Here is a 14,300-nt window from a genome sequence, read left to right on the forward strand (position 1 = left end):
CCTCAGCAGTCCAGTGGGTTGCGTTTTTCCGGGTCGATGCCGAACTTGGTAATGGCCTCGGCCACGACTTTAGGTTCGATATCACCACGGTCAGCCAGTGCTTCCAGGGCTGCCAACACCACGAAATGACGGTCGACTTCGAAGAAATGACGCAGTTTCTTGCGGCTGTCGCTGCGGCCGAAACCGTCGGTGCCCAGGACTTTGAATTCCTTGGACGGTACCCACTGACGGATCTGTTCGGCGAACAGCTTCATGTAGTCGGTCGATGCGATGACCGGACCCTTACGGCCGCTCAGGCATTCTTCGACGTAGCTCTGTTTAGGCTTCTGGCCAGGTTTCAGACGGTTGCTGCGCTCTACGGCCAGGCCGTCGCGACGCAGTTCGTTGAAGCTGGTGACGCTCCACACATCGGCGCCGATGTTGAACTCTTCACGCAGGATCTTCGCCGCTTCACGGACTTCACGCAGGATGGTGCCGGAGCCCATCAGCTGTACGTGGTGCGCCGCATCGCGGGTGTCTTCTTCCAGCAGGTACATGCCCTTCTTGATGCCTTCTTCGGCACCGGCCGGCATGGCTGGCTGCTGGTAGGACTCGTTCATCACGGTGATGTAATAGAAGATGTCCTGTTGCTCTTCGGTCATCTTCTTCATGCCGTCCTGAATGATCACCGCCAGCTCGTAGCCGTAGGTCGGATCGTAGGTGCGGCAGTTCGGGATGGTGGCAGCCAGCAGGTGGCTGTGACCGTCTTCGTGCTGCAGGCCTTCACCGTTCAGGGTGGTACGGCCGGCGGTGCCGCCGATCAGGAAGCCACGGGTACGGCTGTCGCCAGCGGCCCATGCCAGATCGCCGATACGCTGGAAGCCGAACATCGAGTAGAAGATGTAGAACGGCAGCATTGGCTGGTTGTGGCTGGAGTACGAAGTACCGGCGGCGATGAAGGAGCTCATGGCGCCTGCTTCGTTGATGCCTTCTTCAAGGATCTGACCTTTCTGGTCTTCCTTGTAGAACATCACCTGGTCTTTATCGACTGGCTCGTAGAGCTGGCCGACGGACGAGTAGATGCCCAACTGACGGAACATGCCTTCCATACCGAAGGTACGGGCTTCGTCCGGGATGATCGGAACGATGCGCGGGCCGATTTCCTTGTCCTTGACCAGTTGCGCGAGGATCCGCACGAAGGCCATGGTGGTGGAAATTTCACGGTCGCCGGAACCGTCGAGGATCGCCTTGAGGGTGTCCAGGTCCGGGGTCGGTACGCTGAAGCTCTGGGCGCGACGCTGAGGCACGAAACCGCCCAGTGCGGCACGACGCTCGGCCAGGTAACGGGCTTCGGCGCTGTTTGGCTCTGGCTTGAAGAACGGCAGGTTTTCCAGCTCTTCGTCTTTCACCGGGATGTCGAAGCGGTCGCGGAACAGCTTCAGGCTGTCGACGTCGACTTTCTTGGTGTTGTGCGCGGTGTTCTTCGCTTCGCCCGCACCGGTGCCGTAACCCTTGATGGTCTTGGCCAGGATGACGGTCGGTTGTTCTTTGTGATTGACCGCTTCGTGGTACGCCGCGTAGACCTTGTACGGGTCGTGGCCGCCACGGTTGAGTTTCCAGATCTCGTCGTCGGACAGATCAGCAACCATCGCCTTGAGTTCTGGCGTGTTGAAGAAGTGTTCACGCACGAACGCGCCGTCTTTGGCTTTGTAGTTCTGGTACTCGCCGTCGATGACTTCGTCCATGCGACGTTGCAGGATGCCGTCGACGTCTTTGGCCAGCAGTGGGTCCCAGAAACGGCCCCAGATGACTTTGGTCACGTTCCACTGAGCACCGCGGAACACGCCTTCGAGTTCCTGGATGATCTTGCCGTTGCCGCGAACCGGGCCGTCGAGGCGCTGCAGGTTGCAGTTGATGACGAAGATCAGGTTGTCCAGCTTCTCGCGGCCGGCCAGGGAGATCGCGCCCAGGGATTCCGGCTCGTCGCACTCGCCGTCGCCCAGGAAGCACCAGACTTTCTGTTTGCCCGGCTGGATGAAGCCGCGGTGTTCCAGGTACTTCATGAAGCGTGCCTGGTAGATCGCCTGGATCGGGCCCAGACCCATGGATACGGTCGGGAACTGCCAGAAGTCAGGCATCAGCCAAGGGTGCGGGTAGGACGACAGGCCCTGACCGTCGACTTCCTGGCGGAAGTTGTTCATCTGGTCTTCGGTGATGCGGCCTTCCATGAATGCGCGGGCGTAGACGCCTGGCGAGGTGTGGCCCTGGAAGTAGATCAGGTCGCCGCCGTGTTCGTCGGTCGGGGCCTGGAAGAAGTAGTTGAAGCCGATGTCGTACAGGGTCGCACTGGAAGCGAAGCTGGAGATGTGACCACCCAGGTCAGAATCTTTCAGGTTCGTACGCATTACCATGGCCATCGCGTTCCAGCGTACCAGCGAGCGAATGCGGCGTTCCATGAACAGGTCGCCAGGCATGCGTGCTTCGTGGGTAACGGGGATCGTGTTGCGGTAAGGCGTGGTGATGGCGTAAGGGAGCTGCGAACCGCTGCGGGTCGCCAGTTCACCCATACGGGTCATCAGATAGTGAGCACGGTCTTCGCCTTCTTTGTCGAGAACCGATTCCAGGGCGTCCAGCCATTCCTGGGTTTCGACGGGATCGAGGTCTTGCATGGCTTGCTCCAGGGCGGAAAGGCTTCCAGAATCGGTTGCCTGAGTTTGCGACTGGCCTTGTGGGCAGACGATTTAAAATTCTTGGATTGCCGACAGGTTGTTCCGGCGGCGTGTAGTTTTACTACAAATCATCCGGCATTTCAGCCTCTCGAATGTATAGACGAGTAGTAAAACTACAGATGAAAGGCTTGTGGCCTCCAGCTGCGTTGTGAGAATAATCGTTAAGGTTGGTCTTTAGCCATCCGAAAAAGGTGAAAGTTTGATGCTGGCTGCCAAAGAAAAAGAAATTTCAGCTATTTCTCACTTTTGTTCGACAGTCCTTCGCGTAGCGGTTTTTCATTCATCACTACAAGCGGCCATTTACACGCCGATCAAGGATAGACCATGACCCTGCCCGCGCTTGCCGAACTGCCCGCCATTCTCCTGCCGTTGGTCAGCCGATCGGAGCAGTCGTTCCGTGCGGCCGTCGCGCAACTGGAAGACGATCACGGCTTCTCGTCCTGGACGCCGGAACGCTGGGCGCAGTTCGCCCGCGTCAGCGCCGCCAGCGATTTCGTCATTGAACAGAGCGTTCGTGACCCTTTGATGTTGTTGTCGCTGGTGCAGTCCGGCGAACTCGACCGGGCATTCGCTCCCGGCGAGCTGTGCGGGCAGATGGCGGCTGCGGTCGGTACCGCGCAGACCGAAGACGAATTGGGCCGCGTCCTGCGCCGTCAGCGCACCCGGCATCAGGTGCGGATCATCTGGCGCGACCTCAACCGCCAGGCCGATCTGGTGCAGACCTGCCGCGATCTCTCGGACATGGCCGACGCCAGCATCGATCAGGCCTATCAATGGTTGTACCGCCGCCATTGCGACCAGTTCGGCACGCCGACCGGCCGACGCAGCGGCGAACCACAGCAAATGGTCATCCTCGGCATGGGCAAGCTCGGCGCGGTCGAGCTGAACCTGTCTTCGGACATCGACCTGATCTTCGCCTACCCCGAGGGCGGCGAAACCGTCGGCGTGAAACGCCCGCTGGACAACCAGGAATTTTTCATCCGCCTCGGCCAGCGCCTGATCAAGGCCCTCGACCCGATCACCGTCGACGGTTTCGTGTTTCGCGTCGACATGCGCCTGCGCCCGTACGGCTCGTCCGGCGCGCTGGTGCTGAGCTTCAATGCGCTGGAGCAGTATTACCAGGATCAGGGCCGCGACTGGGAACGCTACGCGATGATCAAGTCGCGGGTGGTGGCTGGCGATCAGGTGGCGGGCGAGCAGTTGCAGGAAATGCTGCGGCCGTTCGTTTACCGGCGCTATCTGGACTTCTCGGCGATCGAAGCGCTGCGCACCATGAAGCAGCTGATCCAGCAGGAAGTGCGGCGCAAGGGCATGGCCGACAACATCAAGCTGGGCTCCGGTGGTATCCGTGAAGTCGAGTTCATCGCCCAGGCTTTTCAATTGATTCACGGTGGTCGCGACCTGAGTCTGCAACAGCGCCCTCTATTAAAGGTGTTGAGTACGCTCGAAGGGCAGGGCTATCTGCCGCCGGCGGTGATCAGCGAGCTGCGCGAAGGTTACGAATTCCTGCGTTACACCGAACACGCGATCCAGGCGATTGCCGACCGCCAGACCCAGATGCTCCCGGACAGCGCTCAGGATCAGGCGCGAATCGCGTTCATGCTCGGTTTTGCCGACTGGGAGGCGTTCCACGAGCAGCTGATGTTCTGGCGCGGCCGAGTAGCCTGGCACTTCGCGCAAGTGATCGCCGATCCGGATGAGGACGAAGGCGTCGAGAGTGAAGTGGTGGTCGGCGGTGAATGGCTGCCGCTGTGGGAAGAGGCTCAGGACGAAGAGGCGGCCTGTCGTCAGCTGGAAGAGGGCGGTTTCGCTGACGCGACCAAGGCCTTGAAGGCATTGGCGAGCCTGCGCGCCAGCCCGCAGTTGCGAGCGATGCAGCGTCTGGGGCGCGAACGTCTCGATGCCTTTATTCCGCGCCTGCTGGCTCAGGCGGTGGAGCACGAAAATCCCGATCTGGTGCTGGAGCGGGTGCTGCCGTTGGTCGAAGCGGTGGCCCGGCGTTCGGCTTATCTGGTGCTGCTGACCGAAAACCCCGGCGCGCTGCGGCGTTTGCTGACGCTGTGCGCCGCCAGCCCGTGGATCGCCGAGCAGATCACCCGTTTCCCGCTGCTGCTCGATGAACTGCTTAACGAAGGCCGGCTGTTCAAGCCGCCGCTGGCGCCGGAGCTGGCCGCCGAGTTGCGCGAGCGCCTGACCCGGATCCCGGAAGACGACCTCGAACAACAGATGGAAGCGCTGCGTCATTTCAAACTGGCGCACCGCTTGCGCGTCGCCGCCTCGGAAATCGCCGGCAGCCTGCCGTTGATGAAAGTCAGCGATTACCTGACCTGGCTGGCCGAGGCAATTCTGGAGCAAGTGCTGGCCCTGGCCTGGCGTCAGACCGTGGCCAAATACGGCACGCCGCTGCGCACTGACGGCACGCTGTGCGATCCCGGCTTCATCATTGTCGGTTACGGGAAAGTCGGCGGGATCGAGTTGGGGCATGGTTCGGATCTGGATCTGGTGTTCATCCACGATGGCGATCAGCAGGCCGAAACCGATGGCCCGAAACCGATCGATGGCACGCAGTTTTTCACCCGGCTTGGCCAGCGGATCATTCACTTGCTGACGGCGCAGACCAACTCCGGTCAGCTGTACGAAGTGGACATGCGCTTGCGGCCGTCCGGGGCGTCCGGGTTGCTGGTCAGTTCGCTCGGCGCGTTTGCGCGCTATCAGGAAAATGAAGCCTGGACCTGGGAACATCAGGCCCTGGTGCGGGCGCGGGTGCTGGTGGGCAGCCAGGATGTCGGCCAGGCCTTCGAGAGCGTGCGGGCCCAGGTGCTGGGCAAGGCTCGGGATCTGGCGAAACTGCAACAGGAAGTGAGCGAGATGCGCGCCAAGATGCGCGACAACCTCGGCAGCAAGAGCACCGCCGCCGGCACCGGGGCGAATGCCTTCGAGGCCACGGCGCCGTTCGACCTCAAGCAGGACGCCGGAGGTATCGTCGATATTGAATTTATGGTGCAATACGCGGCCCTGGCGTGGTCGCAGACCCACCCGCCGTTGCTGCGCTGGACGGACAATATCCGCATTCTGGAAGAGCTGGAGCACGAAGGGCTGATGCCGGCCGAAGACGCCAGCCTGTTGCGCGAGGCCTACAAGGCCTATCGTTCCGCCGCCCACCGGCAGGCCTTGCAGAAGGACGCCGGGGTGATACCGGGCGATCAGTTCGCGGACGAACGGCGGCAGGTGATGCGGATCTGGCGTGAGCTGGGGCTAAGCTGATTCTCGAGACGGGGAGGCGTGAAGCCTCCCCGGTTCGTTTATGGAAACCACATGAATATTCTGATCGTTGGGCCCAGTTGGGTCGGTGACATGGTGATGGCGCAGACACTGTTTCAGTGTCTCAAGCAGCGCCACCCGCAGTGCGAAATCGACGTGCTGGCCCCGGAGTGGAGCCGGCCGATCCTCGAACGCATGCCCGAAGTGCGCAAGGCCTTGAGCTTCCCGCTCGGCCACGGCGCGCTGGAGCTGGCGACCCGTCGGCGGATCGGCAAATCCCTGGCCGGCCAGTACGACCAGGCGATCCTTCTGCCGAACTCGTTGAAGTCGGCGCTGGTGCCGTTCTTCGCCGGCATCCCGAAACGCACCGGCTGGCGCGGCGAATTCCGCTACGGCCTGCTCAATGACGTGCGCACGCTGGATAAAGAGCGTTATCCGCTGATGATCGAGCGTTTCATGGCGCTGGCTTACGAGCCGAACGCCGAACTGCCGAAACCTTATCCGCGCCCGAGCCTGCAGATCGACCCGGTCACCCGCGAGGCTGCATTGGCGAAGTTCGGCCTGACCCTCGATCGCCCGGTGCTGGTGTTGTGCCCCGGCGCCGAATTCGGTGAAGCCAAGCGCTGGCCGTCCGAGCATTACGCCAAGGTCGCCGAGGCGCGCATCCGTGAAGGCTGGCAGGTCTGGCTGTTCGGTTCGAAGAACGATCACGCGGTGGGCGAAGACATTCGCGCGCGGCTGATTCCGGGCCTGCGCGAAGAGTCGGTAAACCTCAGCGGCGGCACTTCGCTGGCCGAGGCCATCGACCTGATGTCCTGCGCCGACTCGGTGGTCTCCAACGATTCCGGTCTGATGCACGTGGCTGCCGCGTTGAATCGCCCGTTGGTGGCGGTCTACGGTTCGACCTCGCCGGGTTTCACCCCGCCGCTGGCCGAGCACGTGGAAATCGTCCGCCTGGGTCTCGATTGCAGCCCTTGCTTCGATCGCACCTGCCGTTTCGGCCATTACAACTGCCTGCGCCAGCTGATGCCGGACGCGGTCAACGATGCCTTGCAGCGTTTGCAGGGCTCTGTGGTCGAGGTCCATTAACTTGCGGGTATTGCTGATCAAGACTTCATCGCTGGGCGACGTGATTCACGCGTTGCCGGCGCTGACCGACGCCGCCCGGGCGATTCCCGGGATCAAGTTCGACTGGGTGGTGGAAGAAGGCTTCGCCGAGATTCCGACCTGGCATCCGGCCGTAGGCAAAGTGATTCCGGTGGCGATCCGCCGCTGGCGCAAAAACATCTGGAAAACCATCTCCAGCGGCGAGTGGAAGCGCTTCAAGCAGTCCGTTCGGGCGAACAAATATGACCTGGTGATCGACGCTCAAGGCCTGCTGAAAAGCGCCTGGCTGACCCGCTATGTCAAAGCCCCGGTGGCCGGTCTCGACAAGGGCTCGGCCCGCGAGCCGATCGCCGCGCGCTTTTATGACCGCAAACTGGCGGTGGCCCGTGGGCAGCACGCCGTCGAACGTGTGCGCCAGTTGTTCGCCATTGCCCTGGGTTACGACTTGCCGAAGGGCCTGGGCGATTACGGCCTTAACGTCGAGCGTCTGGTCGAGCTGCCGCGCAAGAATGCCTACGTGGTGTTCCTGCATGGCACCACCTGGGACACCAAGCACTGGCCGGAAGCCTATTGGCGCGAGCTGACCGAACGGGTCGGCTACCTCGGCGTCGGGATCAAGTTGCCGTGGGGCAACCCGCTGGAGAAGGCCCGGGCCGAGCGCATCGCCGCCGGTTTCAAACACGCCGAAGTGCTGCCGAAGCTGAACCTGGCCGGGGTCGGCAAGGTATTGGCCGGCGCCCAGGCTTGCGTCGCGGTGGACACCGGTCTCGGTCACCTCGCCGCCGCTTTGGATGTGCCGACGATTTCCCTGTTCGGCCCGACCAATCCGGGCCTGACCGGCGCCTACGGCAAGCTGCAGATTCACCTCGGCAGCGATTTCCCGTGCGCGCCGTGCCTGCAAAAGAAATGTACGTATCAACCGACCGCGCAGGATGCCCGTCAGTTTGACCTGAAACGCGAGTGGCCCCTGTGCTTCACGCGTCTGAATCCCGAGCGTGTTGCCAGCCGACTGAGCACGTTGTTGATGGCTGAGGAGCTGCGCTGATGCAATTGGCTTTTGTCCTGTACAAATATTTCCCGTTTGGTGGCTTGCAGCGCGATTTCATGCGCATCGCCCTCGAATGCCAGAAGCGCGGGCACCAGATCCGCGTCTACACCCTGATCTGGGAAGGTGACGTGCCGCCCGGTTTCGAAGTGCTGGTGGCGCCGGTCAAGGCGTTCTTCAATCACCGCCGCAACGAAAAGCTCAGCGCGTGGATGGAAGCGGACCTGGCCAAGCGCCCGGTGGATCGCCTGATCGGCTTCAACAAGATGCCGGGGCTGGACGTCTACTACGCCGCCGACGGCTGCTTCGAAGACAAGGCGCAGAACCTGCGCCATTCGCTGTATCGCCGCTGGGGCCGCTACCGCCACTTCGCCGAATACGAGCGCGCGGTGTTCGCCAAGGATGCGAAGACCGAAGTGCTGATGATTTCCGAAGTGCAGCAGCCGCTGTTCATCAAGTATTACGACACACCGCTGGAGCGCTTCCACCTGCTGCCGCCGGGCATCGCCCAGGATCGTCGCCGTCCGGCGGATGCCGACCGGATTCGCGCCGGTTTCCGCGCCGAATTCAATCTGAAGGACGACGAACTGCTGCTGGTGCAGATCGGCTCCGGATTCAAGACCAAGGGCGTCGATCGCAGCCTGAAAGCGCTGGCCGCACTGCCCGCCGAGCTGAAGAAACGCACCCGGCTGTTTGTAATCGGCCAGGATGACCCCAAATTGTTCCAGATGCAGAGTGCGACGCTGGGCCTGGGCGACAACGTGACGTTCCTCAAGGGGCGCAGCGATATCCCGCGTTTCCTGCTCGGCGCCGACCTGTTGATCCACCCGGCGTACAACGAAAACACCGGTACGGTGCTGCTTGAAGCGCTGGTCGCCGGGTTGCCGGTACTGGTCAGCGCGGTCTGCGGTTATGCCCATTACATCGCCGAGGCCGACGCCGGGCGAGTGCTGGACGAACCGTTCGATCAGGCGCAACTGACGCAATACCTGACCGACATGTTGAACGACGACGCTGCGCGGGCGGCCTGGAGCCGCAACGGTCTGGCCTTCGCCGAGACGGCCGACCTCTACAGCATGCCGCAGCACGCGGCCGATGTGATTCTGGCGGAGCACGCTTAAATGAAGTTGATGCTGGCTGAACCGTTCAAGAGCCTGTGGGCCGGACGCGACCCGTTCGCCGAGGTCGAGGGCTTGCAGGGCGAGGTGTACCGCGAGCTGGAAGCCCGCCGGACGTTGCGCACGGAAGTCGACGGCAATGGCTTTTTCGTCAAAATTCACCGCGGCATCGGTTGGGGCGAGATCTTCAAGAACCTGCTGACCGCCAAGCTGCCGGTGCTCGGCGCGGGCCAGGAATGGAAAGCCATCCAGCGCTTGCAGGAAGTCGGCGTGCCGACCATGACCGCCGTCGCGTACGGCGAGAAGGGCAGCAACCCGGCGGATCAGCATTCGTTCATCGTCACCGAAGAGCTGGCGCCGACCATCAGCCTCGAAGACTTCAGCATCGACTGGGTCAAGCAACCGCCGCAGCCAAGACTCAAGCGAGCGCTGATCGCCGAGGTCGCGCGCATGACCGGCATGATGCACCGCGCCGGGGTCAACCACCGCGACTGCTACATCTGCCACTTTCTGCTGCACACCGACAAACCGGTCACCCCGGAAGATTTCAAACTCTCGGTGATCGACCTGCACCGTGCCCAGACCCGTGCGGCGATCACCCAGCGCTGGCGTAACAAGGATCTGGCGGCGCTGTACTTCTCAGCGCTGGACATCGGCCTGACCCGCCGCGACAAATTGCGCTTCCTCAAAGGCTACTTCCAGCAACCGCTGCGCCAGATCCTGGCTGAAGAAGCGCCGTTGCTGAGCTGGCTCGAAGGCAAGGCCAACAAGCTCTACGCGCGCAAGCAACGTTACGGGGATGCGCTCTGATGGCGGGTTGGAATCTGGAGCCTGAGTACAGTGAACTTGCGCAGTATTTCGGTAGCCTCGAAGCGGTATTCGCCCTTCAGGGCGAGCGCCTGACCCGCGATCCCTTGTCCGAAGTCATTCGCGTGCAGCTCAGCGGCGTCAACTATTACGTGAAGCGCTACAGCGGTGCCGGCAAGGGCCTGCGGCGTTATCTGGGCAAGCCCCGGGTGAAGATGGAATGGCAGAACCTCAAGCGCTTCGCCAAGTGGGGCATTCCCACCGCCGAAGTGGTGGCGTGGGGTCTGGAGCGCAACGGCATGGCCTACGATCGCGGGGCGATGATCACCCGTGAACTGCCGCGCACCGAAGACCTGTCGGCACTGGCCGAGCGCAACGATCCCAAGCTCAGGGATCGTGCCTGGGTCGACGGCGTCAGCCGGCAACTGGCCGGTTATACGCGTGTGATGCACGACCACCGCTTTACCCATAACGATCTGAAGTGGCGCAACCTGCTGATCGACGATCAGGCGCAGTTGTATCTGATCGACTGCCCGAACGGCGATTTCTGGCGCGGTTTCTGGCTCAAGTACCGGATCACCAAGGATCTGGCCTGCCTCGACAAGGTGGCCAAGTATCACCTGTCGAACACCCAGCGCCTGCGCTTCTACCTGCAATACCGCCAGCGTGACCGGCTGAATGCCGCCGACAAGCAACGGATTCGCCACGTGGTGAGATTTTTCGAGGGACGTGAATGACTGATTTTCTCGCCGAAGAAGACCGTGCACTGCTTGAGCGCCACGGTCTAGGTACTTTTGACGCCCTGTGGGCCAAGCAGCTTGAGGCTGTAGATGAACCCAACACCGCCCGTGGCGGCTGGAGCAGCGTGTTTCGTCTGGAGCTGGAAGGCCAGGGTTACTACCTCAAGCGCCAGAGCAATTACCTGACCCGCACCTTGCATGCGCCGTTCGGCGAACCCAGTTTCGCCCGCGAATTTCGCAATATCAGCCGATATCGCAAACTCGGCATTCCTGCGCTGCAAGCGGCTTTTTTCGGTGAGCGCAAAGTCGACGGCGAAATCCGCGCGATCCTGCTGACGCGCGCGCTGGATGGCTGGAGCGACCTTGAGTCGCTGCTGGCGCGCTGGTCGCAACTCGGTGCAACGCAACAAACGGCGATCCTCAAGGCCTGCGGGCTGCTGGCTCGGCATCTGCACGGCGTACGCCAGGTGCACGGCTGTTTCTATCCCAAGCACATTTTTCTGCGGGCCAACGGTGACGAGTACCAGGCGCAACTGATCGACCTGGAAAAAACCCGACCGTTATTGTTCGGCATGCGTGACCGGATCAAGGACCTGGAGCCGCTGCAACGCCGCGCACCGGAGTGGAGCGACGCGCAATTGCGTGAGTTGCTGGCGGCTTATCTCGATCAGCCCGCCGACAGCTCGCTGCTCGACAGCTGGCTCGCCCGGCTGACCGCACGACGTAGTCACAAGGAGACCCGCTGATGCAGCTGTCCGAGCTGACCGGTGTCGGGCGAACCCCGCCACTGCCACTGTCGGTAGCCCTCGCCGATGCGGCCGGTCCTGCGGACTTGCAATTGTTGAGTCTGTTGCGCGTGTTGCCGGGGCAGCGTTATGTCGGTGCCGGTGTGTGGCGCGGGCGTCCGGTGCTGGCCAAGTTACTGGTCGGCAACAAGGCAGCGCGACATTTTCAGCGTGAACTGGAGGGCGTGAAACTGCTCGCCGCCCAAGGCATGACCACGCCGTTGCTGCTGGCTGATGGTCTGAAGGATGGCGAAGGCGGCTGGTTGCTGTTCGAGTTCCTTGAAGGCGCCGAGAGTCTGGGCGATGCCTGGAGCAAGGTCGAATCCCTGCCGGTGCTGGCCGACGAACAATCGGCGGTGCTGGCCGAAGCGCTCGGCGCCATCGGTCAATTGCACGGCAAAGGCCTGTGGCAGGAAGACCTGCACCTGGACAACCTGCTGCGCCACGGCGGCCAACTTTATCTGATCGACGGCGCCGGTATCCGTGTGGAAACTGCCGGCCAGCCATTGTCCCGGCAAAAAGTGCTGGAAAACCTCGGGGTGTTTTTCGCCCAGTTGCCCAAATCGCTCGAGCCGTTCACCGAAGAATTGCTGGTGTATTACCTGCTGAGCAACAGCGAGCACGCATTGCCGCTGGAAGCCCTGCAAAAACAGATCGACAAGGTGCGCGCCTGGCGCTTGAAGGATTACCTGATCAAGGTCGGTCGTGAATGCACGCTGTTCAGCGTCAAGCGTGGTGCATTTGCTCTGCGGTCGATTCGCCGCGAGGAAGAGTCCGCGATGCTGTCGGTACTGGAGCAGGCGGATGCCCTGCTCGATCAAGGACATCTGTACAAGACCGGCGGCGCGGCCAGTGTCGGCAAGGTCGAGGTCGCGGGGCGTGCGCTGGTGATCAAACGCTACAACATCAAGAATTTTGCCCACTGGCTCAAGCGCTTCTGGCGTCCGAGCCGTGCCTGGCACTCCTGGCGCGAAGGCAATCGTCTGGCGTTCCTCGGCATCGCCACGCCAAAACCGCTGGCGGTGCTGGAAACCCGGTTTTTCTGGTTGCGCAGCAAGGCTTATCTGATCACCGAGTACCTGGCCGGGCCGGACATCATCGAGCGCTTTGCGCCTTATGTCGAAAGCGGCGCGGCGCCGGAAAACGAGTTGCAGGCACTGGACCGGCTGTTTGCACGGCTGATCGCCGAACGCATCAGCCATGGCGACTTCAAGGGGCACAACCTGTTCTGGCAGGAAGACCGCTGGGCGCTGATCGATCTGGACTCGATGTGTCAGCACGGCTCGGTGGGCAGCTTCGCCCCGGCTTATGCCCGGGACCGTGCGCGGTTCATGCGCAACTGGCCTGAAAGCAGTGCGCTGTATCAGGTGATTGATCAGCGCTTGCCCAGGGATGTAGCGGGCACTGCGTGATTATTTTCGCCAGCGCGTAAGACGTTTCTGCAGTTGGATCCGGGTGAGGCATGTGGCGACAAATCCTTGTGACTTGTCCTACGGCCTTCCCGGAACCCATGAACTGCCACTCGCAAAACCCCGATGTTAGTTTGCCCCGACGTTCCCGGAGGGCAAATCTTGACCATCAAAAACGCTATCACGATCGGCGCATTTTCCCTGGCACTGTCCGGCTGCGGCACCGCCGTCACGGTGTTGCAGGACGATGAAGATGCCACGCGCGGCCTGCGCAAACAGAAGACCTACTGTCAGTCGATTCCGCGCATCTACAGCGGACTCGCCCATGATTTCTGCCTGCTGCACGCGCCGCCCGACCCTACTGGCATTCTGGTGCCGGTCGTCCTGCTCGACCTGACCCTGTCCGGCGTCTTCGACACGGCTTTTCTGCCTTACACGATCTATCGCCAGGCGGTGGACGGGAATATCAGTGTTTATTGGCGATCAAGCCGGGGGTAATTACCTTGCCCCCAACCAGTGAATACAGCGATGTCATCGTTTATGTCGATGAGAGCGGTGATCATGGGATGCAGACACTGGATCCCAACTATCCAGTCTTCGTGCTCGCGTTTTGTGTCTTTCATAAGAGGCATTACTGCGAGAAAGTCATTCCTGCTCTACAGAAATTCAAGTTTGCCCATATGGGACACGATCTGATCGGTCTGCATGAGCTCGAAATTCGTAAAGAAAAAGGAGCGTTTTCTGGCCTCTTCATGTCCAGAAAGCACAAGAATGCTTTTCTCGAGGAGCTGACTTGCATCATTGAAGCCAGCAACTTCGTTCTGATCAGTTGCGTCGTAGACAAGGCTTCCCTTCGTGAAAAACAAGGCACGGGACACAATCCATATCACATCGCTCTCGGCTTTTGTCTGGAAACGCTCTATGAGTTTTTGCAGGAGAAGAATCAACAAGGGGCACAGACGCATGTGATTTTCGAGCGCCGAGGAAAGCGAGAGGATAACGAGCTTGAGTTGGAATTTCGCAGGATGTGTGGTGGGGCGAATCGATGGGGTATTCAACTGCCGTTTGACATCGTTTTTGCAACCAAACAGGTGAATTCCACCGGCCTGCAGCTAGCCGATCTTGTTGCGAGGCCCATTGGCATGAGCGTGTTGAGGGCGGGTCAGGGAAACCGTGCTTTTGACGTGCTCAAGCGCAAGTTCTATTGCAGCGGGGGGCGGAGCAAAGTTGGAGAGGGTTTCGAGAATTGGGGTTTGAAGATTTTCCCATCCCCAGAAAGCGAAAAGCCCCGATGATCTCACCGAGGCATTAGCGCCGACC

General features: G+C 61.2%; 12 protein-coding genes. 11 read left to right on the forward strand and 1 reads right to left on the reverse strand.

Annotation, left to right across the window (positions count from 1 at the left end):
• Positions 1 to 2: 2 nt before the first annotated feature.
• Positions 3 to 2,648, reverse strand: coding sequence for a pyruvate dehydrogenase (acetyl-transferring), homodimeric type (gene aceE, locus PDR5_RS02340; RefSeq protein ID WP_064592997.1), 2,646 nt, complete (start codon positions 2,646 to 2,648; stop codon positions 3 to 5).
• A gap of 262 nt (positions 2,649 to 2,910) precedes the next feature.
• Here aceE and PDR5_RS30280 point away from each other — a divergent pair, with 262 nt between their 5' ends.
• The 11 genes from PDR5_RS30280 (at position 2,911) to PDR5_RS02390 (ending at position 14,275) form a co-directional block, all read left to right on the forward strand.
• The gene (locus tag PDR5_RS30280; RefSeq protein WP_256574488.1) at positions 2,911 to 3,036 is read left to right on the forward strand and encodes a hypothetical protein; all 126 of its coding nucleotides are present in this window, start codon (positions 2,911 to 2,913) and stop codon (positions 3,034 to 3,036) included.
• Positions 3,033 to 5,972, forward strand: coding sequence for a bifunctional [glutamate--ammonia ligase]-adenylyl-L-tyrosine phosphorylase/[glutamate--ammonia-ligase] adenylyltransferase (gene glnE, locus PDR5_RS02345; protein ID WP_064592999.1), 2,940 nt, complete (start codon positions 3,033 to 3,035; stop codon positions 5,970 to 5,972). Before PDR5_RS30280 ends, glnE begins: the two co-directional genes overlap by 4 nt.
• 51 nt (positions 5,973 to 6,023) lie before the next feature.
• Positions 6,024 to 7,058: a lipopolysaccharide heptosyltransferase II gene (waaF, locus tag PDR5_RS02350; protein ID WP_039766536.1), complete on the forward strand. Its 1,035-nt coding sequence runs from the start codon at positions 6,024 to 6,026 to the stop codon at positions 7,056 to 7,058.
• A 1-nt stretch (position 7,059) separates the two neighbouring features.
• The gene (waaC, locus tag PDR5_RS02355) at positions 7,060 to 8,121 is read left to right on the forward strand and encodes a lipopolysaccharide heptosyltransferase I (protein WP_064593001.1); all 1,062 of its coding nucleotides are present in this window, start codon (positions 7,060 to 7,062) and stop codon (positions 8,119 to 8,121) included.
• The gene (locus PDR5_RS02360) at positions 8,121 to 9,242 is read left to right on the forward strand and encodes a glycosyltransferase family 4 protein (protein WP_064593003.1); all 1,122 of its coding nucleotides are present in this window, start codon (positions 8,121 to 8,123) and stop codon (positions 9,240 to 9,242) included. Before waaC ends, PDR5_RS02360 begins: the two co-directional genes overlap by 1 nt.
• Complete coding sequence (rfaP, locus tag PDR5_RS02365; RefSeq protein WP_064593004.1) at positions 9,243 to 10,049, forward strand: lipopolysaccharide core heptose(I) kinase RfaP; 807 nt, start codon at positions 9,243 to 9,245, stop codon at positions 10,047 to 10,049.
• Positions 10,049 to 10,783, forward strand: a complete 735-nt coding sequence (locus tag PDR5_RS02370) for a lipopolysaccharide kinase InaA family protein (RefSeq protein WP_064593006.1) — start codon at positions 10,049 to 10,051, stop codon at positions 10,781 to 10,783. The genes rfaP and PDR5_RS02370 overlap by 1 nt, the downstream gene beginning before the upstream one ends.
• Positions 10,780 to 11,532, forward strand: coding sequence for a lipopolysaccharide kinase InaA family protein (locus PDR5_RS02375; protein WP_064593014.1), 753 nt, complete (start codon positions 10,780 to 10,782; stop codon positions 11,530 to 11,532). The genes PDR5_RS02370 and PDR5_RS02375 overlap by 4 nt, the downstream gene beginning before the upstream one ends.
• Complete coding sequence (locus PDR5_RS02380) at positions 11,532 to 12,983, forward strand: lipopolysaccharide kinase InaA family protein (protein ID WP_064593016.1); 1,452 nt, start codon at positions 11,532 to 11,534, stop codon at positions 12,981 to 12,983. The genes PDR5_RS02375 and PDR5_RS02380 overlap by 1 nt, the downstream gene beginning before the upstream one ends.
• 159 nt (positions 12,984 to 13,142) lie before the next feature.
• On the forward strand, positions 13,143 to 13,478 hold the full coding sequence (locus tag PDR5_RS02385) for a YceK/YidQ family lipoprotein (RefSeq protein WP_064593018.1): 336 nt from the start codon (positions 13,143 to 13,145) through the stop codon (positions 13,476 to 13,478).
• Complete coding sequence (locus tag PDR5_RS02390; protein WP_064593020.1) at positions 13,457 to 14,275, forward strand: DUF3800 domain-containing protein; 819 nt, start codon at positions 13,457 to 13,459, stop codon at positions 14,273 to 14,275. The genes PDR5_RS02385 and PDR5_RS02390 overlap by 22 nt, the downstream gene beginning before the upstream one ends.
• Positions 14,276 to 14,300: the final 25 nt, after the last annotated feature.

This window comes from Pseudomonas sp. DR 5-09, from assembly GCF_001655595.1.
In the GTDB taxonomy this organism is placed as follows: domain Bacteria; phylum Pseudomonadota; class Gammaproteobacteria; order Pseudomonadales; family Pseudomonadaceae; genus Aquipseudomonas; species Aquipseudomonas pharyngis.